Origin of the sequence: Streptomyces apocyni, assembly GCF_009739465.1 — a bacterium.
Taxonomy (GTDB): Bacteria; Actinomycetota; Actinomycetes; order Streptomycetales; family Streptomycetaceae; genus Streptomyces; species Streptomyces apocyni.
On record NZ_WHOM01000072.1, the window covers coordinates 133,442 to 155,544 of the forward strand.

Here is a 22,103-nt window from a genome sequence, read left to right on the forward strand (position 1 = left end):
GCCGCTGACGCCGCTGACGCCCCTCACATCGCTGAGGTCCGCCGATCGCCTCAGGCTGGCTTGCGCCACACGGAGACATGCTTCGCGGAGTCCTGGGAGAACGGCGCCCCATCCCAGTCCGCGACGCGTCGTTCCAGCTCGAGCCCAGCGATCCGCGCCATCAGGTCGAGCTCCGCGGGCCAGGCGTACCGATGCCGGGAGTTGCCACGGCGGTAGCGGCCGTCGTCGCCGTCACGGGTGAAGTGGTGCGAGACCAGAATCTGCTCGACCAGGTCGAAGGTGTCGAAGCCGAGATGCTGTTCGGAGACATCGAACGGCACCGCGACCTGGCCGGGCGGCAGGAACCGCAGCGGCGGCACGCCCAGCTCGATGACGAATCGGCCGCCGGGCACCAGGTGACGTGCGGCGTTGCGGAAGCACTCGACCTGCTCGTCCTGCGTGAGCAGGTTCGTGATGGTGTTGTAGACGAGATAGACCAGCGTGAACTCGCCGGGGACGACGGTGGTGGCCACCATGTCCCCGATGACGACCGGGAGCGTGTCTTCGTCGGCCTTGCGCCGCAGGACCGACGCCATGTGCTCGGACAGTTCGATGCCCACGACCGGCACGCCGCGTTCCCGGAGCGGGACGCCCACGCGTCCGGTCCCGATGGCGAACTCCAGCGCCCGACCGCCTCCGGCAAGCTCGGCGAGAAAATCGAGAGTCGGCCCGAGAACGGCGGCCGAGGACATTTCGGCCTCTTCAGCGTCGTAGCGGTCGGCGTTCGCACGGGTCCACAGCTCACTGCTCGTCACGGGCGGCCACTTTTCCGGGTGCGGTGGGGCACTGTCGACGCATTTTCCTTCCGCCAGCTCCGATCACAGGGTCCGTGGCGGGCCGGTACGGACCGTGGCCGCTTCCACTCCACCTGCGTTTCGGCAGGCTGCCTGTTAGCCGGACCAGGTCAGGGGCCGACCAGCCTCACCTGAAGGCCAGCTCCCGCCCGCTGGTCCCTGCGTCCTTCCGGACTCTCACACAGACACCTCGCAAAGCCCTCGCGGGCCTTGTGAACGCGTGAAATTGAGTGCTGGCACACGGAGTTGGGCTTCGTCAGATCCTGTACTGGTGGTGCGGGATCGCTCGTTCCCAGGCCGCTTCGAAGGCGGCGGAGCACAGCTTCACAGCTTCCGGGTCCGCCGTGATCTCGTCCTCCACGACGGCTCCGTCACCCGAGAAATGGTGCACCCGGAGCAGCTCGCCATCAAACAGCCAGAAGTCGTTGCCCGGCAGGGGGATGGTCGTGGCCCGCCGCCGAGGCAGCCACCGCACTTCCTCCCCCGCCGTGACGTTGGCGTGAGTGACGTAGTGCTCCCACCGGATGTAGTCCGACACCGGCTCGGAAACCACACGGGCTCTGCGGACAGCCACACCCCTGGCGACTGTGTCCGCGATCAACTGGTCATAGGGATGCCACCAGGACTCGCGGTCCTCCCAGTTGATCCGCTCACCACGCTTCCATGCCTCGAACCGGTCCGTGGGTGCGTACGAGTCACGCAGTTCCAGGTGGACAGCGGATCGCTCACACCGGCCAAGCAGCTCAGCGAAGCTGGGCACGCTCAACGCCATCACACACCTCCCTGGTCACCGGAATCATCCGGGCCGGAATCCTGACGACGGCCTCACTGTTGGGCACCGGACCGTTCGCGGGACTGGTCTCCTCGCACTCCACCCTAGCCTCGGGCTCCGACCCGCATGATCGTCTACCCGACAACGTGAATATCCGTGATGCGCCATGGACCCGGTAGGCGCACCCGGCCTACCGTCCTCTTGACGCCAGGGGCCGACCCTGCGTCAAAGGAGGACACGATGACGCGCGAGGAACTGACCCGCCTCACCGGCCAAGCCAAGGGACCCAACTGCGACGACGACGATTGCCCCAACGTCTACAGGACCAAGGGCGGTTCATTCGTTATCCAAGGGGACTTGTCCGACGCGTTCGCCGCGCCCGCTGGCGAGGTCCTGGTGGAGATCCCGGAGCACGTTCTGAGGGAGGCCGTCCGTGCTCTTGGATGGTGAGCAGTGGCGCAGGTTCTTCGACACCTTCGAGCGCGAGGCATGGCGATTCGAGGCGCAGCCCACCTATACCATGCCCAGGGAGCAGGAGAACGTTGCCCGTTTCCTGCACGGCGAGAGCAAGCCCGCCGACCACAATGCCCGCTGGCATGAGCGGGTACGCGGATACGTCGAATCCGGCAAGCGCATCGGTCGCGTCCGCATCGTGCGCCAGCCGCTCACCGACTACCAGCGGTACCAATTCGCGTGGGGTATCCCCGGCAACATCGCGGCCGGGGAGGACATCCGCGTCTTGGACGTAACGCAGGAAGACTACGACTTGCCGCTCACCGGACGTGACTGGTGGATGTTCGACGAAACCCGCATCGCACACCTGAACTTCCGACCGGACGGCACCCAGATCAATCGCGAGGCGTACGAAGGGGACCTCGCTCCCTACCGGGAATGGAAGCGAATCGCCCTGGAACATGCCATGCCCTTCGAGGAGTACGTGAAGGGCCTTGACGTTTGACCCTGCCCAGCTAGGTCAGTCAAAGGCTGACCTAGCAGAAACACTCCGCACTATGCGCAAGCGAGCCAGCCGTACACAGGTCTGGCTCGCTCGGCGTTGCAACATGTCTCAAACCAAGCTCAGCAACATTGAGACTGGTCGAATCACGCCGGGCCTTGTCGATGTCGAGTTGATCCTCAGAGCCCTTGACGCACCCCCAGAACTCGTGGCGGAAGTTGCTTCCCTTGCGCGACTCGCCAACACGGAATGGCAGGGCAAACGGGCGTCGTGGCGCAGGGGACTAGAAAAGCGACAAACGGAATTGGCAGGCCTCGAAGCGGAAGCCACAACGCTCCGCTACTTCCTGCCCGCAATGGTGACAGGGCTGCTGGCCACCCCTGAGTATGTCAGGGCCAGCCTTGGCCACTCGCCGGTGGACATCTCGAAGACGGTGGCCAAGAAGCTGGAGCGGCAATCGGTTCTCTACGACGACGCGAAGCGGTTCACGTTCCTGTTGACAGAGCAGGCCGTCAGGTGGGCCGTGGTTCCGAGTGCAGCGATGGCCGTGCAGATCGACCGTCTCGTCTCGCTGTCGCATCTCCCTAACGTACACATCGGCGTAATTCCCCTGGGAGCGACTGTTGAACGCGGACCGATGAACACCTTCACGGTCTACGACCAGCGACTGGCAACCGTCGAGAATTTCACCGGGCGCCTGGTTCTCCAAGACGCCAGGGATATCGCTGAACACCTTGAAGTTTTCGGCCTGTACGAGCGTCACGCGCTGTTTGGTGAAGAGGCAAGAGCGCTCCTAGGGGAGTGGGCTGCCGCCTACCGTTCGTGATCGTCTACCCCGCAACGTGAATATTGCTGGAGCATCCGCGCTGAGTGGTCGAGGATTTGTGTATGCCGACCGATCAGCGAATCCCAAGTGACCAGTCTCCGGCGAAGGGTTGGCGGATAGACCCGATTCCGAGCCGTCCGGCATACCGGGATGAGGACGGGCACATCAGGGTTCCGATGTGGCTGACGAAGAACGGTCGGCATGTAGCGGACACGGAAATGGTCCTGCTGCCCTCCGAGGCCGAGCTATTGCACGACAACGTGGCGAACGCGTTGGGTGACGCGAGGTCGGCCGTCGCCGCACTACTGCGGGGCAGCGGTGCCGCGTTCGGCCCCGGCGTGTTCGTGGTCCCGAAGGACGGCCCCGGCTGGGTCTGAGTCCGCCGCTTCCACCTGCTCTCACAACGGAAGGTGAACCATGCCCGAAACCGACCTGTACAGCCTCCCCATGTCCGGGACCGCCGCTTTCAGTAAGGCGTGCGGCGGCAACACGCACCCCGACGGGGAATCGTGCGTGACCCTCGCGCGCATCGGTACCGACGCGTGGGCGCTGGGCGACAGCAAGCGGCCGGGCGGGGAGCCGCTGCGCTTCTCCACGGCCGAACTGGACGCGGCCGGTATCGACCCGGCCCGCTTCGGGCTCTCTGCCTGACACCTCATCGCCTCCGGCCGATTCCCGTCCCCCTCCGTAAGGCGGGGGACGGTCGGGTTCCATTCCTCCGTACGCCCTCGAAGGGGAACGGCAGTTGCACCATCATGGGTATCTGTGGACCGGCCCGAAGCAACGGTTCGATGATGAGGCGCTGAGGCGGCCTCCGTGCTCTGACCCGCCTCCGGCGGATAGTAAGCCGGAGCTGATCCAGCGGTACAAGGAAGTGAAGGCGGAGTTCCCCGTTGTGGACCTCCCGCCACTCGAAACGGCGTACTGGCTCATCAAGCCCAGGAAGCTGGTGCGCGGCACCTGGGAGGATCCGATGGAAGCGACGCAATGGCTCGGGGAACAGCTCACCGAGTACGCGCCCCGCTTCGATTCCGAAGCCGACCGCGACCGTACGCGGCTGGCAGTGCTGGTCAACTCCGCCGCTGAGCGGCTGGATTGGGGCGGTGACGTGTCGCAGGGGTTCTACCTGGAGCGGCCCATGTACCTGTCCCTGGCCCTGGTGTGCTGCTCTCCCAACCGCGCCCTGCCGGAGCTGGGCTGCCCGGTTCGGTAGTCCGACCAGCAGGCCCCGGCCCGCTCCTTCGGGCCGAGGCCTGCTGGTTGGCTAGAGGAGTGCTGTCACCGCCGCCGCCTCGGGCGCGATGCTGGTGCGGTGCAGTCGTCGCGGTCACGGTGGCTGTAGTTGACCAGCGGTGCGCCCGTCGCCCGGTCATGGACGTGCTTCTCGTACGGCTCGTCGGGCTTGATCGCCCGTTCGCAGCGGCAGCAGATCACGACCGGCACGCCTCCCTCCGGGCCTTACGCCACGCGTCCTCCAGGGCTTTACCGTCCGGGCACAGGGCCGGGCTCGTGCGGCATGCCGGGCACTCGAGCGGGTGGTTGAGCAGCGCTACGTACGCGTCGCGGTGACGGTCGCTGTCCCACAGAGGGCACATCAGACCACCCCCGCCGCACCGACCAGGTGCCGGTCAAGGTCGACGCCGAAGTCGGCCGCGAGCACCAGGGCCAGGCGCCGACGCCGCTGCCGGGCCCGTTCCTGCCGCTCCTCGTGGTCGACCAGGTACGGGCGAACGAGTGCGGTGTCCTCACCGTGCAGCGGTACGTCCAGTCCGTACGGCGAACGAGGACCCGAGGGCCGTGCCCGCTCGCGTCGGGGCGCGACGAGATTGGGTACGGAGTACGAGCGGGCCCTGCCGGGCGCGGGAAGGACTGCTGGCCGGGCGACGTGTCGGCCGCACCCCCGCAACCCGAACACCAGGCTCGTCCACAGAATGAGCACGCGGATAAGGTCTGCCATAGCCGAAGCTCCAATCTTCGGTCAGCCCCGGTGTGGAAGGGTCAGAGCTTCCGCGCTGGGGCGTTCTTGTGTGCCTGCATCCTCGAGACTAGCTGACTAATGGACTAGCTCGATAGTCGACCAGTGGAATTGCTCGCATGCTGGGTATATGCAGCTTGATCGTTCAGTGCCGTTCGCCCCGCAGGTCGCCGACGACCTGCGACGCAGGTCGCCGACGACCTGCGACGCAGGTTGGACGCTGGAGAATGGCGCAGCGGGGACAAGTTCCTGGGCACTGTGGCGCTGAGCGCCGAGTACGACATCAGTCAGTCGACGGCCGTGCGCGCCGTGGCTGTCTTGGTGGCCGAGGGACGGTTGCGTAAGGAGATCCCGCACGGGTTCTACGTGGTGTAACCGCGCCCATGCCAACGACCCCCGGCGCAGGCCGGGGGTCGTTGTGTTTGTGCAGGTGAGAGGCGACGGTGACAGCCGCCCTGGCCTGCGGAAACCCTGCTAGGGCAGGTTCCTGGCCATCACGATGCGCTGGACCTGGTTCGTGCCCTCGTAGATCTGGGTGATCTTGGCGTCGCGCATCATGCGCTCGACCGGGTAGTCGCGGGTGTAGCCGTAGCCGCCGAGGAGCTGGACGGCGTCCGTGGTGACCTCCATCGCCACGTCCGAGGCGAAGCACTTGGCGGCCGCGCCCTGGAACGTGAGGTCGCTGTCGCCGCGCTGGGACTTGGCGGCGGCCGCGTACGTCAGCTGGCGGGCGGCCTCGATCTTCATGGCCATGTCGGCGAGCATGAACTGCACGCCCTGGAAGTCGCCGATCGGCTTGCCGAACTGCTTGCGCTCCTGGACGTAGCCCTTGGCGTAGTCGAGGGCGCCCTGGGCGATGCCCAGTGCCTGGGCCGCGATGGTGATGCGGGTGTGGTCCAGGGTCTTCATGGCGGTGGCGAAGCCGGTGCCCTCCTCGCCGATCATGCGGTCGGCGGGGATGCGGACGTTGTCGAGGTAGACCTCGCGGGTCGGGGAGCCCTTGATGCCGAGCTTCTTCTCCGGGGCGCCGAAGGAGACGCCCTCGTCGGACTTCTCCACGACGAAGGCGGAAATGCCGCGCGAGCGCTTCTCGGGGTCCGTGACGGCCATCACCGTGTAGTACTCGGAGACGCCCGCATTGGTGATCCAGCGCTTCACGCCGTTGAGGACCCAGAAGTCGCCGTCGCGTACGGCCTTGGTCTTCATGCCCGCCGCGTCCGAGCCCGCGTCCGGCTCGGAGAGGCAGTACGAGAACATGCCCTCGCCCTGGGCGAGCGGGCCCATGTACTTCTTCTTCAGCTCCTCGGAGCCGGAGAGGATCACCGGGAGCGAGCCGAGCTTGTTGACGGCCGGGATGAGGGAGGAGGAGGCGCAGACGCGGGCCACCTCCTCGATCACGATGACCGTGGCGAGCGCGTCGGCGCCCGCGCCGCCGTACTCCTCCGGCACGTGCACCGCGTGCAGGTCGTTCGCCGTGAGGGCGTCCAGCGCCTCCTGCGGGAAGCGGGCGTCCTCGTCCACCTCGGCGGCGAACGGCGCGATCTTCGCCTCGGCGAGCGAGCGGACGGCGTCCCGGAGCATGTCGTGCTCTTCAGCCGGGCGGTACAGGTCGAAGTCGGTCGAACCCGCCAAGTCTCTCACTCCCAAAGGTGCTAACTACCGTTAAGTAACCTTGATTTTAGAGGCCAGGGGCCCGGCTCGCCTATGTCACCGCCGCGTGACCTTGGCGACAGCGGCGGAGAGGCCCCTCGTGCGGCCCCGTACAGCCCCGGATACAGCCCCGGATATGCTCGGGCGCGCAGTCCGCGCCCGCACCTGCCGCACCCGTCTGGAGCTCCCGTATGGCCCTCAAGATCACCGTGATCGGTACCGGCTATCTCGGTGCCACGCACGCCGCGGCCATGGCCGAGATGGGCTTCGACGTCCTGGGGCTCGATGTGGTCCCCGAGAAGATCGAGCTGCTCAGCACGGGGAAGGCCCCGATGTACGAGCCCGGGCTCGATGAGCTGCTCGGGCGGCATGTGGCCGGGCTGCCCGGCTCCAGCGGCCGACTGCGCTTCACCACCTCCTGGGAGGAAGTCGGGGAATTCGGTGACATCCACTTCGTCTGTGTGAACACGCCGCAGAAGCACGGCGAGTACGCCTCCGACATGAGTTACGTCGATGCCGCCTTCGGCTCGCTCGCGCCGCACTTGAAGCGGCCCGCCCTGGTGGTCGGCAAGTCGACCGTGCCGGTGGGTACCGCCGCCCGGCTGGCCCGGACACTGCGCGAGAACGCCCCGGCCGGAGACGGCGCCGAGCTGGCCTGGAACCCGGAGTTCCTGCGCGAGGGCTTCGCCGTACAGGACACCCTGCACCCGGACCGGATCGTGGTCGGCGTGCGGAGCGAGCGCGCCGAGAAGCAGCTGCGAGAGGTGTACGCGGCACCGCTCGGGGAGGGCTCACCGTTCGTGGTGACCGACTTCCCGACCGCCGAGCTGGTGAAGACCTCCGCCAACTCGTTCCTCGCGACCAAGATCTCCTTCATCAACGCCATGGCCGAGGTCTGCGAGGCATCGGACGGCGATGTGGTGAAACTGGCGGAGGCGATCGGGTACGACGAGCGGATCGGGAAGAAGTTCCTGCGGGCCGGGATCGGCTTCGGCGGCGGCTGTCTGCCCAAGGACATCCGGGCCTTCATGGCGCGCGCCGGTGAGCTGGGCGCGGACCAGGCGCTGACCTTCCTGCGCGAGGTCGACTCGATCAACATGCGCCGCCGTGGGCACATGGTGGAGCTGGCCCGTGAAGCCGTGGGCGGCGGGTCCTTCCTGGGCAAGCGGGTCGCCGTGCTCGGCGCCACCTTCAAGCCGGACTCGGACGACGTACGCGACTCGCCCGCGCTGAACGTCGCCGGGCAGATCCACCTCCAGGGCGGCCAGGTCACGGTCTACGACCCGAAGGGCATGGACAACGCCCGCGTCCTCTTCCCGACCCTCGGATACGCCCCCACCGCGACGGACGCCGCCCGGGGCGCCGACGTGGTGCTGCACCTGACGGAGTGGCGCGAGTTCCGCGAGCTGGACCCGGCGGCACTGGGGTCCGTCGTCGCGGAGCGGGTGCTGCTGGACGGCCGCAACACGCTGGATCCGATGCGCTGGCGCGAGGCGGGCTGGACGTACCGCGCGATGGGCCGCCCGGCCGCCTGACCGCCCGGCCGTCTGACTACCTGACTGCCTGACCGCCCGGCCGTCTGACCGCGCCGGTCGGTCGGGCACCGCCGTCAGTCCGGGGCGCCTCGGCGGGCCCGGTACGCGCGCATCTTCGCGCGTGCGCCGCAGGACGCCATCGAGCACCAGCGGCTACGGCACGCGGGGCTGCGGTCGTAGTACGCCCAGTGGCAGTCGGCCGCCTCGCACGCCTTCAGCCGCGGCCAGCTGCCGTCCGCCGCGCCCCCGGCGATCGCCACCGCGACGCGAGCGACGAGGGTCGACGGCTCGGCGGGGCGCAGCACGGCCGAGCCGTCCGCCGTGTCGACGGTGACCAGCAGCGGGGCCTGGGCCAGCAGGTCGGTCAGCGGGCGTGTGCGGCGGTGCGGCGGGTGGCCCGCGTGGGCGAGGCACGCCGCGCGCAGGGCCTCGCGCAGCTCGCGGGCGGCGGCCAGGTCCTGGGCGTCGATACCGAACGGGGCCCGTCCCTCGGCTGAGTCCAGCGTGTCGGCGCCCGTCTCGATGTCCAGGGTGTTGACCAGGGCCTGGACGAGAGCGAGGTCGCCGGGGGCGGGCGCTCGGTCATTCATGCTTGCGATGTTACTGGCTATGGCGGATCATGCAGTAACGGTTACTAGTTAAGGGCAGATGCCGGTAACCGGTCCCTGAGCAGACTGAGGAGCCCGTCATGACTGTCACTGTCGCCAAGCTGGGTGCTGTCGTACTCGACTGTCCCGATCCCCGCGCGCTCGCCGAGTTCTACGCCGCGATCCTGGGCGGCACGGTCGAGGACGACGGCGCGGGCTGGGTCAACCTCACGGGGAACGAGGGCGCGCCCCTCGCCTTCCAGGAGGCCCCCGGCCACGTACCGCCGAAGTGGCCCGCCGCCGACGCCTCGCAGCAGTTCCACCTCGACCTCACCGTCGACGACCTGGACGCGGGGGAGGAACAGGTGCTGGCGCTCGGCGCGAAGGTGCTGGACGCCGAGGACCGGTCGCGTACCTTCCGGGTCTACGCGGACCCGGCCGGGCACCCGTTCTGCCTCTGCGCCTGCTGACCTCTGGCCTCTGACCTCTGACCTCTGACCGTCAGGAGGTCACGAAGGGCGTCAGTTGCCCTGGACCGTGACCTTCTCGCCGTTGTTGAGCTGCTTCACCAGCTGCTCGACCTTGGCCTTGTCCCAGACCAGGTTGGAGCCGTTGTTGCCGGAGATCGGCATGTTCATCGACGTGCCGTCGCCACCCGTGACGCCCTTCATCGCCCAGAACATCTCGGCCAGGTCGTACAGGCCCATGTCCTTGTCAACGATCAGTGTGTCCAGGCCCGCGCCCATCGTCGGGTAGAGCTTGAACGGGTTGAGCACGGTCGAGGGGGTCGCGGTCTGGCTGGCCAGGGCGGCCAGGAACTTCTGCTGGTTCTTCGTACGGTCCAGGTCGCCACCGGCCAGGCCGTAGCGCTGGCGTACGAAGGCCAGGGACTGCTCGCCGTTGAGGGTGTGCTTGCCCGGCTCGAAGTCGGAGCCGGACTTCTTGTCCTTCATCCTCTGGTCGATCTGGATCTCGACCCCGCCGACCGCGTCCACGATGCTCGCGAAGCCGCCGAAGCCGATCTCCGCGTAGTGGTCGATGCGCAGTCCGGTGTTGTGCTCGACGGTGCGTACCAGGAGTTCGGGGCCGTCCATCGCGTAGGCGGCGTTGAGCTTGGTGGTACCGGCCCGCGCCGGGAAGAGCTTGCCGGACTCGGAACCCTTGAACGACGGGATCTGTACGTCGGAGTCGCGGGGCAGCGAGACCATGGTGTTCCCGTTGTCGCCGACGTGCAGGATCATCATCGAGTCGGTGCGCTTGCCCTCAGCGGAGCCGGTACGCAGCCGCTTGCGGTCCTCGGCGGACAGGCCCTCACGGCTGTCCGAACCGACGATCAGGTAGTTGGTGCCCTCGCCGCCGTCGGGGCGCTCGATGACCTTGGAGAGGTCGACCTCGCGGTTGAGCTTGGAGTCGGCCCAGAAGTACGTGCCGATGGTGGTGACGAGTACAACGACCACCAGGACCAGAGCGCCGACCTTGAGGCGACGGCGCCAGTCGGGGGCGGGCTTGCCGGTCGCCCCCGGGCCGCCACTGCCCGTACCCCTGCCCCTGCCCCGGCCGCCGCCATCGTGCGAGCCACCGCCGCTACCGCTACCGGGGCCGCCGCCGTAGACCTGGCCCTCGCTGTAGCCGTCGTACTGGCCGTACTCGGGCCGCGGCGGGACCGCGCCGCCCTGCGGGGGCACGGCGGGTGCGGCGGGTGCGGCGGGCCCCGGAGGGCGGGTGCCGCGCTGGACGTGACGCATCACACGGGCGCCCTCCGGCTCCGGGCTCGCGCTGCCGCGGCCATATCCCCGACCGCCGTTCCCCTGACCGCGGTTGGCGGTCCGCCCTTCGGGCCACTCGTTCATGTGACCTAGTGTGCCGGGCGGGTCAAGCCGCCCGGCAAGGCTTCGTGGGAATCAGGAGCACGGCTGTTGCAAAGCTGATGCAATGCGACCCGGCATAGGGTGGACGGTATGACAGACCAGGCCTTCGTCCCCGACTCGGACATCCCCGGCAAGCCCACCTCCGCTTCCCGCACCACGCTCAGCCACATCATGACGCACAGTGACACCAACCTCCTGGGTACGGTGCACGGCGGGGTGATCATGAAGCTGGTGGACGACGCGGCGGGCGCGGTGGCGGGCCGCCACTCCGAGGGCCCCGCGGTGACCGCGTCGATGGACGAGATGGCCTTCCTCGAGCCGGTACGCGTCGGCGACCTCGTCCATGTGAAGGCCCAGGTCAACTGGACCGGCCGGTCCTCGATGGAAGTCGGCGTACGCGTCCTGGCCGAGCGCTGGAACGAGTCGACCCCGGCCACCCAGGTCGGCTCGGCCTACCTCGTCTTCGCGGCCGTGGACACCGAGGGCAAGCCGCGTACGGTCCCCCCGGTCCTCCCGGAGACCGAGCGCGACCAGCGCCGCTACCAGGAGGCCCAGATCCGCCGCACCCACCGCCTCGCTCGCCGCCGCGCCATCAAGGAGCTCCGCGAGAAGCGCGTGTCCGAGGGCCTCGACGGCGAGAACTGAGAACTGAGAGAGGCGGGGGGCGTCCCGCGTTACGCCATCTGTTGGGCACATGTTGGGCACATGCACCACGATGGTCGACTCCGAGTAGCGGGGCGGGTGCGGGCGACGGACGGTGGGCGGGCAGGCAACGTGCCGAACCGCGCACGTACCGAACCGCACCCCTAAGGAGCACCCCGATGCGCATGATGCTGCGCGCCACCATGGACACCCAGAAGGCCAACGAGCTGGTCAAGAGGGGCGAGGTGGCCGACATCCTGAAGTCGGTGATCGACCGGCTCAACCCCGAGGCGACGTACTTCGCCGGGAACCAGGGACGGCGGAGCTGCGTGCTCGTCTTCGATATGGAGGACTCCGCACAGCTTCCCGCCATCTGCGAGCCGCTTTTCCAGCACATGGGCGCCGACATCACCATTGAGCCGTGCATGAACCTGGAGGACCTCCAGCGCGGCCTTGCCGCCTCCCAGGGCAACCGCTAGACGGAGGCGTCCAGGTCGGTGAGTTTCACGTTGGACGGGGAGCGGCTGAGGCGGAGGTCGCGGGAGACATCCTCCGCCGCGCGTAGGGTCCGGACCGCGTTGTGCCAGGTGAGTTTGGCGAGGTCGGCGGATGACCAGCCGCGGTGGAGGAGTTCGGCGATCAGGTTGGGGTAGCCGGAGACGTCGGTGAGGCCGTCGGGGGTGAAGGCCGTGCCGTCGTAGTCGCCGCCGATGCCAATGTGGTCGATGCCCGCGACCTCGCGCATGTGGTCGAGGTGGTCGGCGACCGTGGAGACGGTGGCGACGGGGCGCGGGTTGGACGCCTCGAAGGCCGCGTGCAGCGCCATCGCGGCTGGGGTGGTGTCGAGGTGGTCGAAGCCGTGCGCGCGGAGGTTGGCGTCGGCGCGCTCGGTCCACTCCACGGCGGCCGGGAGGATGAACTTGGGGACGAAGGTCGCCATCGCCACGCCGCCGTTCGCGGGCAGCCGCTCCAGGACATCGTCCGGGATGTTGCGGGGGTGGTCGCAGATCGCCCGTGATGAGGAGTGGGAGAAGATCACTGGTGCGATGGACGTGTCTAGCGCGTCTCGCATCGTTGTCGCCGCCACATGCGAGAGGTCCACCAGCATGCCGGTGCGGTTCATCTCGCGGACCACCTCGTGGCCGAACGGCGAGAGGCCGCCGGCCTGCGGGGCGTCGGTCGCCGAGTCCGCCCAGGCGAGGTTGTCGTTGTGGGTCAGGGTCAGGTAGCGGACGCCCAGGGTGTGCAGGGCCCGCAAGGTGGCGAGGGAGTTGTTGATGGAGTGGCCGCCCTCGGCTCCCTTGAGGGAGGCGATACGGCCCTCCGCTCGGGCCTTCTCCATGTCGTCCGCGGTGAGTGCGGGCGCCAGTGCCTGAGGGTGGCGGGCCAGCAACTGGTCGACGCAGTCGATCTGTTCGAGCGTGGCGCTGACCGCCTCGTCGCCGGTCAGCGAGCTGCGGACGTAGACCGACCAGAACTGTGCGCCCACGCCGCCCGCGCGCAGCCGGGCGATGTCGGTGTGCAGGTGGGCGCTCTGGTCGGTGGCGATGTCGCGTTGGGTGTGGTCGTAGCCGACCTGTTCGCGCAGCGCCCACGGCAGGTCGTTGTGACCGTCGACGATCGGGGACGCGGCGAGGAGTTCGCGGGCCTGGGTGAGGTAGTCGGTGGCTGACACTGGGGTTACTTGCCGAAGCCGAAGGAGGCCGTGCCCTCCGCCTTCGCCCGTAGCCGCTTGCCCTTCTCCGTCGCCTGCTCGTTCAGCTCCTGCTGGAACTCCCGCATCCGGGCGAAGAGTTCGGTGTCGTACGCGGCGAGCATCCGGGCCGCGAGCAGGCCCGCGTTGCGGGCGCCCGCGACCGAGACCGTGGCGACCGGGACCCCGGCGGGCATCTGCACGATGGAGAGCAGCGAGTCCATACCGTCCAGGTACTTCAGCGGCACCGGGACGCCGATCACCGGGAGCGGGGTGACCGAGGCGAGCATGCCCGGCAGGTGGGCCGCTCCCCCGGCGCCCGCGATGATCGCCTTGAGGCCGCGCTCGGCCGCCTCCTCGCCGTACGCGATCATCTCGCGCGGCATCCGGTGCGCGGAGACGACGTCCACCTCGTAGGGGATCTCGAACTCGGCGAGTGCCTCGGCGGCGGCCTCCATGACGGGCCAGTCGGAGTCGGAGCCCATCACGATGCCGACCAGGGGGCTGGTGCTGGGGCTGGGGCTGGGGCTCGGGTTCGTGGTCATCATTCGGTGATGGTTCCTCGCAGGTAGCCGGCCGCGTGCTGGGCGCGCTCAAGGACGTCGTCCAGGTCATCGCCGTAGGTGTTGACGTGGCCCACCTTGCGGCCCGGCTTCACGTCCTTGCCGTACATGTGGATCTTGAGCTGGGGGTCGCGGGCCATGCAGTGCAGGTACGCGGCGTACATGTCCGGGTAGTCGCCGCCCAGGACGTTCGCCATCACGGTCCACCTGGCGCGGGGGCGGGGGTCACCGAGCGGGAGGTCCAGGACGGCCCGTACGTGGTTGGCGAACTGCGAGGTCACGGCTCCGTCCTGGGTCCAGTGGCCGGAGTTGTGCGGACGCATGGCGAGTTCGTTGACCAGGATGCCGGGCTTCCCGTCGGGTCCGCGGGTCTCGAAGAGTTCGACCGCGAGGTGGCCCACGACGCCGAGCTGCTTGGCGATGCGCAGGGCGAGTTCCTGGGCCTGCAGCGAGAGGGCGTCGGGCAGGTCAGGCGCGGGGGCGATCACGGTGTCGCAGACGCCGTCGACCTGGCGGGACTCCACGACGGGGTAGGCCACGGCCTGGCCGTGCGGGGAGCGCACGATGTTCGCGGCCAGTTCGCGGACGAAGTCGACCTTCTCCTCGGCCAGCACCGGCACCCCGGCGCGGAACGGCTCGGCGGCCTCTTCGGCGGATCGTACGAACCACACGCCCTTGCCGTCATAGCCGCCGCGTACGGTCTTGAGGATCACCGGGAAGCCTTCGCCTTCCGCGGCGAACGCGGCCACGTCGGCCGGGTCGGCCACGATCCGATGGCGTGGACACGGCACGCCGATCTCGTCGAGGCGCGCGCGCATCACGCCCTTGTCCTGGGCGTGCACCAGCGCGTCCGGACCAGGGCGCACGGGGATGCCGTCCGCCTCCAGGGCCCTCAGGTGCTCGGTGGGCACATGCTCGTGATCGAAGGTGATCACATCGCAGCCGCTGGCGAACGCCCGCAGTGTGTCCAGATCGCGATAGTCGCCGACGACGACATCGCTGACGGCCAGGGCCGCCGAGTCCTGGGGAGTATCACTGAGGAGCTTGAACTTGATGCCGAGCGGGATGCCCGCCTCGTGTGTCATACGAGCGAGCTGCCCCCCGCCGACCATGCCGACTACCGGGAACGTCACATCGTCCAGGATATCCGCGCCCCGGTCGTAGGTAACGACGAGCCCCCGGTCACGGCCCAGAGGCTGCCCAGAAGCTGCCCCAGACGCTGTCGGCGGCGCCGATCGTCAGCGCTGGTTAGCATGGTCACGTCGACGAATCGACTTGCCTTCACACGACCTGACGGGGTTGAGCCCAGACCATGACGCAGCACCGCCCACTGCGGGGAAGACTCGACCAGCTACTGCGGGAAGTCGCCAAGTTCGGAGCGGTGGGCGGCGTCGGCATCCTGGTCAACCTCGGGGTCTTCAACCTGCTGCGGCAGACCACGGAGATTCCGGTGGTGCGGGCCTCCATAGTCGCGACGGCCGTCGCGATCTGCTGTAACTACATAGGGTTCCGGTATTTCACCTACCGCGACCGGGACAAGAGCGGCAGAACTCGGGAGATGTCGCTCTTCTTGCTGTTCAGCGCGGCGGGCCTGGTGATCGAGAACGGTGTGCTGTTCACCGCGACCTACGGGTTCGGCTGGGACAGCCAGCTACAGAGCAACATCTTCAAGTTCCTGGGTATCTCGATCGCGACGCTGTTCCGGTTCTGGTCCTATCGCACCTGGGTGTTCCGGGCGCTGCCGCCCATCAAGGACCCCGAGGCGTTGCAGCGGATCACCTGACCGTCGGGGCATCGTCATCCGGCCGCGGCGCCGTCGTACGCGACAGGAACAGGCCGAACACCGGCGGTTTCGCCTGGAGCATCTCCAGCCGCCCGCCGTCCGCCTCGGCCAGGTCGCGGGCCACCGCCAGGCCGATCCCGGTGGAGTTGCGGCCGCTGATGGTCCGCTCGAAGATCCGCGCTCCCAGGTCGGGCGGGACTCCTGGGCCCTCGTCGGTGACCTCGACCACCACCTGGTTGCCGGTGACCCGGGTGCGCAGCGCGACCGTGCCGCCACCGTGCATCAGGGAGTTCTCGATCAGCGCGGCCAGCACCTGCGCGACCGCGCCCGGCGTGCCCACGGCCCGTAGGTCCTTCTTGCCGGAGCTGACCACGGCGCGGCCCTTGCTGCGGTAGGCCGGGCGCCACTCCTCGATCTGCTGCTTGACGATTTCGTCCAGGTCGAAGGTCACGGCGGAGCCGGTACGCGGGTCGCGGGCGTTGGTGAGCAGCCGCTGGACGACGTCGGTGAGCCGTTCGACCTGGGTGAGCGCGATGGTCGCCTCTTCCTTGACGGTCTCCGGGTCGTCGGTGAGCGTGATCTCCTCCAGCCGCATGGACAGCGCGGTCAGCGGCGTACGGAGCTGGTGCGAGGCGTCCGCGGCGAGCCGCCGCTCGGCGGTCAGCATCCGGCCGATCCGCTCGGCGCTGTTGTCCAGTACGTCGGCGACCCGGTCCAGCTCCGGCACGCCGTACCGCTTGTGGCGCGGGCGCTGGTCGCCGGAGCCGAGGCGTTCGGCGGTCTCGGCGAGGTCGGTGAGCGGCGAGGTGAGGCGGCCCGCCTGGCGCACCGCGAGCACGACCGCGGCGACGATGGTGAGCAGCGCGACGCCGCCGATGATCAGCAGGACCCGGCCGACCTCCGTGGTGACCGTGGAGCGCGGCTCCTGGACCGTGACGGTCTCGCCCTGGTCGCCCTGTTCGACGGACTCGATGACGTCGCCGCCCGGCTTGTGGCCGATCTCGATGGGCTCCCGGCCCGGGATCTCGATCAGCGCGTACCGGTCGCCGCCGACCTGGTCGCGCAGGATGCCCGCGGTGATGCGGTCCTCGCCGATCATCCGGCTGTCGACGATGGAGACCAGGCGCAGCGCTTCCGACTCCACCCGGTCCTGGGCGGCGCTGGTGATGGTCCGGGTCTCCACGAGCACGACGGAGACCCCGAAGACGGAGATCACGACGAGCACCACGGCGAGCGTGGAGGTGATGAGTCGGCGGCGCATGGTGAGGTGGGGTGCTCAGCTCTTCTCGAAGGGGTGGGGTGCTCAGCTCTTCTCGAAGCGGAAGCCGACGCCCCGCACGGTGGCGATGAAGCGTGGGTTGGCGGCGTCGTCGCCGAGCTTCTTGCGCAGCCACGAGATGTGCATGTCCAGGGTCTTGGTCGACGACCACCAGGTGGTGTCCCAGACCTCGCGCATCAGCTGCTCGCGGGTGACGACCCGGCCCGCGTCCCGTACCAGGACCCGCAAGAGGTCGAACTCCTTGGCGGTGAGCTGGAGCTCCTCCTCGCCCATCCAGGCGCGGTGCGACTCGACGTCGATCCGTACGCCGTGGGTGGCGGGCGGCGGGGTCGGCTCGGCGGCGCCGCGGCGGAGCAGGGCGCGGACCCGGGCAAGCAGTTCGGCGAGGCGGAACGGCTTGGTGACGTAGTCGTCGGCGCCCGCGTCGAGTCCGACGACGGTGTCCACCTCGTCCGCGCGGGCGGTGAGTACCAGAATCGGGAAGGTGTGCCCCTCGGAGCGCAGCCGTCTGGCCACCTCCAGGCCGTCCATGCCCGGTAGCCCCAGGTCGAGTACGACCACGTCGATGCCGTCCTGCAGACCGGCCTCCAGCGCGGTGGGTCCGTCCTCGCGCACTTCGACCTCGTAACCCTCCCTGCGCAGTGCGCGGGCCAGTGGCTCCGAGATGGACGCGTCGTCCTCGGCGAGCAGTACACGGGTCATGCAGTGATGGTAGTCCGCACGCTCGCGGCGCCGGACGGCGATGGGGCGAGCCTGTGGAACTGGTAAAGAATTCGGCAAGATACCTTCGAAACTAGGGATAGGTTCCCCAAACATCCTGTGATCCATCTCTCATACGCTTCCATATGCCGCATTGCGTTGGCGTATGGTGTCGGAACGTTTAATTCCGCACGACGAGACCTTTGGCTCGCTCTTCCTGCCGAAGGTCTCTTTTATGCGCACAAGTCAACCGCGACCTTGGGTGAGTTGGTGCGCGCCCCCCGAGCGAACAAGGATCGACCATGGCGTCCAGCCTGACGAAGGGCTCGGCCAGTACCCCTGGCACCGAGAAGACCTTCTTCGGCCACCCCCGCGGCCTGGCCACTCTCTTCATGACGGAGATGTGGGAGCGCTTCAGCTACTACGGCATGCGTGCCCTGCTCGTCTATTACCTGGTCTCCGGCGGCGCCGACGCCGCGACCGGCAGTCAGGGTGGCGGCCTGGCGATGACCACGGCCACGGCCACGGCGATCTACTCCGTGTACCTGTCGATGGTCTATCTGATGGCCATGCCCGGCGGCTGGTTCGGCGACCGCGTGTGGGGAGCCCGAAAGACCGTCGTCATCGCGGGCGCCACGGTCATGGCGGGCCATCTCGCGCTGGCCGTACCGGGCCAGGCGATGTTCTTCGCCGGTCTGGCGCTCGTCGCCGTCGGCTCGGGCCTGCTCAAGGCCAACATCTCCACCATGGTGGGCCACCTCTACGACGGCCCGGACGACCCGCGCCGTGACGGCGGTTTCACGCTCTTCTACATCGGCATCAACCTCGGCGCCTTCGTCGCCCCGCTGGTCATCGGCACGGTTGGCAAGGAGCACAACTGGCACCTCGGCTTCGCGCTCGCCGCGGTCGGGATGGGCCTTGGCCTGGTGCAGTTCCTCTTCGGCACCAGGCACCTGAGCGAGAAGAGCGACCTGGTCCCGAACCCGCTCACCGCCGAGGAGCGGCGCGGCGTCCTGCGCAAGGTCGTCTTCGGCGTCCTGATCGCCGCCCTCTTCTACGGTGTCGTGGTCGCGGCCGGGATGTACACCCTCAACTGGGCCCTGGTCCCGCTCACCCTGGCGGGTCTGATCATCCCGATCGCCGTCATCGTCCGCATCAAGCGCGACAAGGACCTGAGCGCGGGCGAGCAGTCGCGGATGAACGGCTACATCTGGTTCTTCGTGGCGGCCGCCGTCTTCTGGATGATCTACGACCAGGGCGGTTCGACGCTGGCGCTGTTCGCGGACGGCAAGACCGCGGACACGGTGTTCGGGCTCGGCTTCTCGGCCACCTGGTACCAGTCCCTGAACCCGCTGTTCGTCATGGCGCTGGCTCCGGTCTTCGCCTGGCTGTGGCTGTGGCTGGCCCGTAAGAACCAGGAGCCCAACACCATCGTGAAGTTCGCGATGGCGCTGGTCCTGATCGGCGGCTCGTTCTTCGTCTTCGTCGTGCCGATGGGCATGGCGTCGGACGGTACGAAGGTCAGCCCGATGTGGCTGGTGTCGGTCTACATGATCCAGACCATCGCCGAGCTGTGCCTGTCGCCGGTCGGCCTCTCGGTGACCACCAAGATGGCGCCGCAGAAGTACGCGTCGCAGATGATGGGCGTCTGGTTCCTCGCCGTCACGGCGGGCGACTGTCTGACGGGGCTGCTGTCGCTGGGCGGGGTCAGCCTCGACGGTACGGGCATCATCGCGGCGCAGGCGACGCTCGCGGCGGTCGCGGGCTTCGCGGTCTATATGTACCGCAAGAAGGTCCAGGCGCTTATGGGCGGCGTGCACTGACGCGCGATCCGTACGGGCGAAGGGCCGCCGCACCTTGGGGTGTGGCGGCCCTTCGCGTTGCTGGGGCTGGGGTTGCTTAGCGCAGGCGCCGCCTCGGCATGAAGGTGAAGACCGCGCCGCCGAGCAGGATCACGGTGCCCGCGACCAGGGCGAGGGCGCGCAGGGCGCCGTTGTCGCTGGCGCCGGTCTCGGCGAGGCCGCCGCCCGTGCCGCTGCTACCGCCGGTTGAGCCGGGGCCGCCCGCTGTGCCGCCGGAGGAGCCGGTCGACCCGGTGGACCCCGTCGACCCGCCGTCGGAACCGCCGCTGGTGGTGCCGCCGTTGGACGTGCCGCCCGTGACGCCGCCCTCGTCCTCGACGTCGAGTTCCAGGGACACCGGTGCCTCGCCCTTGACCGTGCAGGGGATGGTGATGTCCTGGCCGCCCAGGGACACCTTGATGGTGAGCGTGCCGGGGGCGAGGGTGGCCTTTCCGGCGGCGCCTGGCGTGTACGTTCCCGTCATGTCGGGGAGGTTGACCGGCTTGCCCTGCTCCAGAGGTTCCTTGTTGGGCGGTCCCGTGACCTTGACCGTGCCCTTGTCCGCGCCGCCTATCGTCACGTCCATGGACGGGGTGAGGGCGTTCGCGGGCAGCGGGGCCGGGCTGTCCATCACGCCGTCGGCGGTGGCGACGGTGAGGTCGTAACTGCCGTCTTTCTTCTTGGCGTTGATCGTGACGGCCGACTCGATGCTGTCAGGCCCGGGTGACTCGCAGGCGAAGGCTACGGTCACCTCCTTGCCGGGGAAGTCGGTCTCGTCGCCGCCATCGCCGCCGCCTGTGGTGCCACCGGTGTCGTCGCCACCGGTGCCGCCGGTACCGCCGGTGTCTCCGCCAGAGTCACCGCCCGTGGATCCGCCCGTGTCGCCTCCGGTCCCGCCGGTGTCGCCTCCTGTCCCCCCGGTGTCACCACCGGTGTCGCCACCCGAGGCGCCGCCGCCCGAACTCCCGCCGTCCTCCGTGACGTTGATGGTCGCCGCCACGTCGACCTCCTCGGTCGGGGCGCACTTGGTGTCCGTCGAGATCGGCTTGCTGACGTTGATCTCGTACGTGTCCGGGGTGAGCGTGACCTCGCCCGCCGCCGTCAGCGTCAGCGTGGCCTTCATGTCGGACAGCACCATCGGACTGTTCTTCGGGATCGGCGGGTTCGCGCGCTCACCCTCCATCGCGAGGTCCTCGGTCTGCGCCCCGGCCAACTTCAGTACGCCGGTCGGCTTGACCGTGTCCGCGTCCAGGTCGAGCACGTCCGGGTTGCTCGACGCGGCCTTGACCGTCTTCCAGACCACCTCGACCTCGTCGCCGACCTTCGCCTCGGCCGGTGCCGTGATGTCCACCGTGGTGGTGCCCTGCACGGGCGGCAGCCCGGAGATCGGGGGCGGTACGCACTCGGTCGCGTACGAAACTTCGGCGGCCTGTGCGGGACTCGCGGCCAGCAGGATTCCCGCGCCGCCGAGCATGAGCGCGACTCCCACCGCGCTCACTCTCCTATGCGTGATCACGTCTTTCTCCTCTTGTGTCAGGGGTGAACCACGGCAGCCCGGCCGTGGGCGGGTCGGCCCCCGAGTCCGGGTGCGGGTGCGGATCCGGGGCCGGGTGCTGGTGCGGGTGCGAGTGCGGTGTTCGAGTGGCCGGGGCTCGTTCGGTGACCGACCTGAGCGGCGCCAGCGCCTTCGGCAGCCGCGGGGAAGTCCGTCGCGGCGACCGGCGCGCGCGACGGCCACCGGGCCGCCCACGCGGCCGCACCCGGTCGACGACCGCCATCCCGATCCGGAAGACGGCCGCGGGAACGACCAGAGCGAGCAGAATCCAGAAGAGCGTCACCCCCCAGGGCCGCCCCACCTCCCACGGCTGCTCGACGAGCATCCGCCCCTCGTACCGCAGCGACACCACGTAGTCACCGTGCGCTCCGGCGTTCAGCTGGACCGGAAGTTTGACCTGGGCCTTCTTGCCCGGTTCGAGAGTGCCGCGCCACTCCCGCTCCTCCCAGCCCGGGGCGAACACGCCGTGCGAGGTACCGACTTCGAAGAGGGGGTCCTTGACCGGCGTCGTGCCGAAGTTGCCGATGGTGACCACGAGCCTGCGCGAGGCGGGCGCGCCGAACCAGGTGAGGACGCCGCTCGACCCCTCGAGCCGGGTCGCGGCCAGCACCCGGATCCGCTCGCCGCCGTCCGGCTCCGGGAGCGGCTTCACCGGGTGACCGGCCACCTTCAACTCGGCCTGCGCGGAGGCCTTCGCGCCGGTGACCGTCGCGACATGCACCACGCACGGGCATGGCTTGGGCGGTTCGGCGACGGGCAGCTTCTTGCTGAAGCGGCCCTTCGCGTCGGTGGTGACGGCCAGCCCGTCGGCGTTGGCGCAGGCGTTGGTGCCGCCGATCATGTTCTGTCCGCAGATCAGCAGGGTCAGCAGGGTGGTGGGGCGCCAGCCCTCGCCCTTCACGGTGATCGAACCGCCCTTGCCCGCCTCCGTCTTGGAGAGCTCGACGGTGGGCTGCTCGGCGGCGGCCGCGCTCGGCGCGGAGAGGGTGGGCGGCAGGGCCAGCGCCAAGGCGAGTACGGCGGCGAGCGCGGTCAGCACGCCCCACG

The 22,103-nt window shown here is 68.8% G+C and carries 27 protein-coding genes; 13 read left to right on the plus strand and 14 right to left on the minus strand.

Translation table 11 applies throughout. The features are described 5' to 3' along the window. Positions 1 to 50: 50 nt before the first annotated feature. Positions 51 to 794: a class I SAM-dependent DNA methyltransferase gene (locus tag GCN81_RS25880; RefSeq protein ID WP_156726910.1), complete on the minus strand. Its 744-nt coding sequence runs from the start codon at positions 792 to 794 to the stop codon at positions 51 to 53. Between the two features lie 295 nt (positions 795 to 1,089). Further along, the gene (locus GCN81_RS25885) at positions 1,090 to 1,605 is read right to left on the minus strand and encodes a DUF6879 family protein (RefSeq protein ID WP_156726911.1); all 516 of its coding nucleotides are present in this window, start codon (positions 1,603 to 1,605) and stop codon (positions 1,090 to 1,092) included. A 240-nt stretch (positions 1,606 to 1,845) separates the two neighbouring features. Here GCN81_RS25885 and GCN81_RS25895 point away from each other — a divergent pair, with 240 nt between their 5' ends. From GCN81_RS25895 to GCN81_RS25920, 6 genes are all read left to right on the plus strand, one after another. Next, positions 1,846 to 2,055: a hypothetical protein gene (locus GCN81_RS25895; protein ID WP_156726913.1), complete on the plus strand. Its 210-nt coding sequence runs from the start codon at positions 1,846 to 1,848 to the stop codon at positions 2,053 to 2,055. Continuing rightward, positions 2,039 to 2,563, plus strand: a complete 525-nt coding sequence (locus GCN81_RS25900; protein WP_156726914.1) for a DUF6879 family protein — start codon at positions 2,039 to 2,041, stop codon at positions 2,561 to 2,563. The genes GCN81_RS25895 and GCN81_RS25900 overlap by 17 nt, the downstream gene beginning before the upstream one ends. After that, a complete protein-coding gene (locus tag GCN81_RS25905; protein WP_156726915.1) occupies positions 2,553 to 3,386 on the plus strand; it encodes a helix-turn-helix domain-containing protein in 834 nt (277 codons plus the stop codon). The genes GCN81_RS25900 and GCN81_RS25905 overlap by 11 nt, the downstream gene beginning before the upstream one ends. 176 nt (positions 3,387 to 3,562) lie before the next feature. Continuing rightward, positions 3,563 to 3,763, plus strand: a complete 201-nt coding sequence (locus tag GCN81_RS25910) for a hypothetical protein (RefSeq protein ID WP_156726916.1) — start codon at positions 3,563 to 3,565, stop codon at positions 3,761 to 3,763. 40 nt (positions 3,764 to 3,803) lie between these two features. Further along, positions 3,804 to 4,037, plus strand: a complete 234-nt coding sequence (locus GCN81_RS25915; protein WP_156726917.1) for a DUF397 domain-containing protein — start codon at positions 3,804 to 3,806, stop codon at positions 4,035 to 4,037. Between the two features lie 94 nt (positions 4,038 to 4,131). Next, on the plus strand, positions 4,132 to 4,599 hold the full coding sequence (locus GCN81_RS25920) for a hypothetical protein (protein WP_156726918.1): 468 nt from the start codon (positions 4,132 to 4,134) through the stop codon (positions 4,597 to 4,599). Positions 4,600 to 4,664: 65 nt separating this feature from the next. Here the strand turns inward: GCN81_RS25920 and GCN81_RS25925 are convergent, their stop codons facing one another. Together GCN81_RS25925 and GCN81_RS25930 are read right to left on the minus strand one after the other, a co-directional pair. Beyond that, the gene (locus tag GCN81_RS25925; RefSeq protein ID WP_156726919.1) at positions 4,665 to 4,829 is read right to left on the minus strand and encodes a hypothetical protein; all 165 of its coding nucleotides are present in this window, start codon (positions 4,827 to 4,829) and stop codon (positions 4,665 to 4,667) included. 151 nt (positions 4,830 to 4,980) lie between these two features. Continuing rightward, a complete protein-coding gene (locus tag GCN81_RS25930) occupies positions 4,981 to 5,343 on the minus strand; it encodes a hypothetical protein (protein WP_156726920.1) in 363 nt (120 codons plus the stop codon). A 231-nt stretch (positions 5,344 to 5,574) separates the two neighbouring features. Between GCN81_RS25930 and GCN81_RS25935 the strand changes: the two genes are divergently transcribed. Continuing rightward, positions 5,575 to 5,736, plus strand: coding sequence for a GntR family transcriptional regulator (locus tag GCN81_RS25935; protein ID WP_231626972.1), 162 nt, complete (start codon positions 5,575 to 5,577; stop codon positions 5,734 to 5,736). Positions 5,737 to 5,835: 99 nt separating this feature from the next. On the opposite strand, the gene GCN81_RS25940 is transcribed toward GCN81_RS25935, so the two are convergent. Then, on the minus strand, positions 5,836 to 6,993 hold the full coding sequence (locus tag GCN81_RS25940; protein ID WP_156726921.1) for an acyl-CoA dehydrogenase: 1,158 nt from the start codon (positions 6,991 to 6,993) through the stop codon (positions 5,836 to 5,838). Between the two features lie 209 nt (positions 6,994 to 7,202). On the opposite strand from GCN81_RS25940, the gene GCN81_RS25945 reads away from it, so the two are divergent. Next, positions 7,203 to 8,546: a UDP-glucose dehydrogenase family protein gene (locus GCN81_RS25945; protein ID WP_156726922.1), complete on the plus strand. Its 1,344-nt coding sequence runs from the start codon at positions 7,203 to 7,205 to the stop codon at positions 8,544 to 8,546. A gap of 74 nt (positions 8,547 to 8,620) precedes the next feature. Here GCN81_RS25945 and GCN81_RS25950 read toward each other — a convergent pair whose 3' ends face one another. Beyond that, positions 8,621 to 9,136 (minus strand): CGNR zinc finger domain-containing protein, encoded by a 516-nt coding sequence (locus GCN81_RS25950; protein ID WP_156726923.1) that lies wholly within the window; start codon positions 9,134 to 9,136, stop codon positions 8,621 to 8,623. Positions 9,137 to 9,234: 98 nt separating this feature from the next. Between GCN81_RS25950 and GCN81_RS25955 the strand changes: the two genes are divergently transcribed. Beyond that, a complete protein-coding gene (locus GCN81_RS25955) occupies positions 9,235 to 9,603 on the plus strand; it encodes a VOC family protein (RefSeq protein ID WP_156726924.1) in 369 nt (122 codons plus the stop codon). 51 nt (positions 9,604 to 9,654) lie between these two features. On the opposite strand, the gene GCN81_RS25960 is transcribed toward GCN81_RS25955, so the two are convergent. Further along, a complete protein-coding gene (locus GCN81_RS25960) occupies positions 9,655 to 10,983 on the minus strand; it encodes an LCP family protein (protein ID WP_156726925.1) in 1,329 nt (442 codons plus the stop codon). A gap of 108 nt (positions 10,984 to 11,091) precedes the next feature. Between GCN81_RS25960 and GCN81_RS25965 the strand changes: the two genes are divergently transcribed. Both GCN81_RS25965 and GCN81_RS25970 read left to right on the plus strand, forming a co-directional pair. Beyond that, positions 11,092 to 11,646, plus strand: a complete 555-nt coding sequence (locus GCN81_RS25965; protein WP_156726926.1) for an acyl-CoA thioesterase — start codon at positions 11,092 to 11,094, stop codon at positions 11,644 to 11,646. A gap of 176 nt (positions 11,647 to 11,822) precedes the next feature. After that, positions 11,823 to 12,122, plus strand: a complete 300-nt coding sequence (locus tag GCN81_RS25970) for a DUF3303 family protein (RefSeq protein ID WP_231626973.1) — start codon at positions 11,823 to 11,825, stop codon at positions 12,120 to 12,122. Here the strand turns inward: GCN81_RS25970 and GCN81_RS25975 are convergent. From GCN81_RS25975 to GCN81_RS25985, 3 genes are read right to left on the minus strand one after another with little or no spacing between them, the layout of a single operon-like run. Then, positions 12,119 to 13,318 carry a dipeptidase gene (locus tag GCN81_RS25975; RefSeq protein ID WP_156726927.1) on the minus strand — a complete coding sequence of 400 codons (1,200 nt, stop codon included), beginning with the start codon at positions 13,316 to 13,318 and terminating at the stop codon, positions 12,119 to 12,121. The two genes, GCN81_RS25970 and GCN81_RS25975, sit on opposite strands and share 4 nt — an antisense overlap. A 5-nt stretch (positions 13,319 to 13,323) precedes the next feature. Next, a complete protein-coding gene (gene purE / locus GCN81_RS25980; protein ID WP_156727159.1) occupies positions 13,324 to 13,881 on the minus strand; it encodes a 5-(carboxyamino)imidazole ribonucleotide mutase in 558 nt (185 codons plus the stop codon). Next, entirely contained in the window at positions 13,881 to 15,032 is a 1,152-nt protein-coding gene (locus tag GCN81_RS25985) for a 5-(carboxyamino)imidazole ribonucleotide synthase (protein ID WP_156726928.1), read from the minus strand. The genes purE and GCN81_RS25985 overlap by 1 nt, the downstream gene beginning before the upstream one ends. Positions 15,033 to 15,211: 179 nt before the next feature. Between GCN81_RS25985 and GCN81_RS25990 the strand changes: the two genes are divergently transcribed. Then, entirely contained in the window at positions 15,212 to 15,682 is a 471-nt protein-coding gene (locus GCN81_RS25990; RefSeq protein ID WP_156726929.1) for a GtrA family protein, read from the plus strand. Here the strand turns inward: GCN81_RS25990 and GCN81_RS25995 are convergent. Together GCN81_RS25995 and GCN81_RS26000 are read right to left on the minus strand one after the other, a co-directional pair. Beyond that, positions 15,675 to 16,943, minus strand: coding sequence for an ATP-binding protein (locus tag GCN81_RS25995; protein ID WP_156726930.1), 1,269 nt, complete (start codon positions 16,941 to 16,943; stop codon positions 15,675 to 15,677). The two genes, GCN81_RS25990 and GCN81_RS25995, sit on opposite strands and share 8 nt — an antisense overlap. Positions 16,944 to 16,985: 42 nt before the next feature. Further along, entirely contained in the window at positions 16,986 to 17,663 is a 678-nt protein-coding gene (locus GCN81_RS26000; protein ID WP_156726931.1) for a response regulator transcription factor, read from the minus strand. 299 nt (positions 17,664 to 17,962) lie between these two features. On the opposite strand from GCN81_RS26000, the gene GCN81_RS26005 reads away from it, so the two are divergent. Further along, positions 17,963 to 19,483 (plus strand): peptide MFS transporter, encoded by a 1,521-nt coding sequence (locus GCN81_RS26005; protein WP_156726932.1) that lies wholly within the window; start codon positions 17,963 to 17,965, stop codon positions 19,481 to 19,483. 76 nt (positions 19,484 to 19,559) lie between these two features. On the opposite strand, the gene GCN81_RS26010 is transcribed toward GCN81_RS26005, so the two are convergent. Beyond that, the gene (locus GCN81_RS26010; protein ID WP_197287794.1) at positions 19,560 to 20,975 is read right to left on the minus strand and encodes a hypothetical protein; all 1,416 of its coding nucleotides are present in this window, start codon (positions 20,973 to 20,975) and stop codon (positions 19,560 to 19,562) included. Between the two features lie 28 nt (positions 20,976 to 21,003). Further along, a complete protein-coding gene (locus tag GCN81_RS26015; RefSeq protein WP_325065136.1) occupies positions 21,004 to 22,095 on the minus strand; it encodes a neocarzinostatin apoprotein domain-containing protein in 1,092 nt (363 codons plus the stop codon). Positions 22,096 to 22,103: the final 8 nt, after the last annotated feature.

What these genes read in the sequence shown, in the direction of transcription:
- GCN81_RS25885 (WP_156726911.1), bottom strand. Translation starts at nt 1,605, where the DNA reads ATGGCGTTGAGCGTGCCCAGCTTCGCTGAGCTGCTTGGCCGGTGTGAG.
- GCN81_RS25895 (WP_156726913.1), top strand. Translation starts at nt 1,846, where the DNA reads ATGACGCGCGAGGAACTGACCCGCCTCACCGGCCAAGCCAAGGGACCC.
- GCN81_RS25910 (WP_156726916.1), top strand. Translation starts at nt 3,563, where the DNA reads ATGTGGCTGACGAAGAACGGTCGGCATGTAGCGGACACGGAAATGGTC.
- GCN81_RS25915 (WP_156726917.1), top strand. Translation starts at nt 3,804, where the DNA reads ATGCCCGAAACCGACCTGTACAGCCTCCCCATGTCCGGGACCGCCGCT.
- GCN81_RS25930 (WP_156726920.1), bottom strand. Translation starts at nt 5,343, where the DNA reads ATGGCAGACCTTATCCGCGTGCTCATTCTGTGGACGAGCCTGGTGTTC.
- GCN81_RS25945 (WP_156726922.1), top strand. Translation starts at nt 7,203, where the DNA reads ATGGCCCTCAAGATCACCGTGATCGGTACCGGCTATCTCGGTGCCACG.
- GCN81_RS25950 (WP_156726923.1), bottom strand. Translation starts at nt 9,136, where the DNA reads ATGAATGACCGAGCGCCCGCCCCCGGCGACCTCGCTCTCGTCCAGGCC.
- GCN81_RS25955 (WP_156726924.1), top strand. Translation starts at nt 9,235, where the DNA reads ATGACTGTCACTGTCGCCAAGCTGGGTGCTGTCGTACTCGACTGTCCC.
- GCN81_RS25960 (WP_156726925.1), bottom strand. Translation starts at nt 10,983, where the DNA reads ATGAACGAGTGGCCCGAAGGGCGGACCGCCAACCGCGGTCAGGGGAAC.
- GCN81_RS25965 (WP_156726926.1), top strand. Translation starts at nt 11,092, where the DNA reads ATGACAGACCAGGCCTTCGTCCCCGACTCGGACATCCCCGGCAAGCCC.
- GCN81_RS25970 (WP_231626973.1), top strand. Translation starts at nt 11,823, where the DNA reads ATGCGCATGATGCTGCGCGCCACCATGGACACCCAGAAGGCCAACGAG.
- purE (WP_156727159.1), bottom strand. Translation starts at nt 13,881, where the DNA reads ATGACCACGAACCCGAGCCCCAGCCCCAGCCCCAGCACCAGCCCCCTG.
- GCN81_RS25990 (WP_156726929.1), top strand. Translation starts at nt 15,212, where the DNA reads ATGACGCAGCACCGCCCACTGCGGGGAAGACTCGACCAGCTACTGCGG.
- GCN81_RS25995 (WP_156726930.1), bottom strand. Translation starts at nt 16,943, where the DNA reads ATGCGCCGCCGACTCATCACCTCCACGCTCGCCGTGGTGCTCGTCGTG.
- GCN81_RS26000 (WP_156726931.1), bottom strand. Translation starts at nt 17,663, where the DNA reads ATGACCCGTGTACTGCTCGCCGAGGACGACGCGTCCATCTCGGAGCCA.
- GCN81_RS26005 (WP_156726932.1), top strand. Translation starts at nt 17,963, where the DNA reads ATGGCGTCCAGCCTGACGAAGGGCTCGGCCAGTACCCCTGGCACCGAG.
- GCN81_RS26010 (WP_197287794.1), bottom strand. Translation starts at nt 20,975, where the DNA reads ATGCTCGGCGGCGCGGGAATCCTGCTGGCCGCGAGTCCCGCACAGGCC.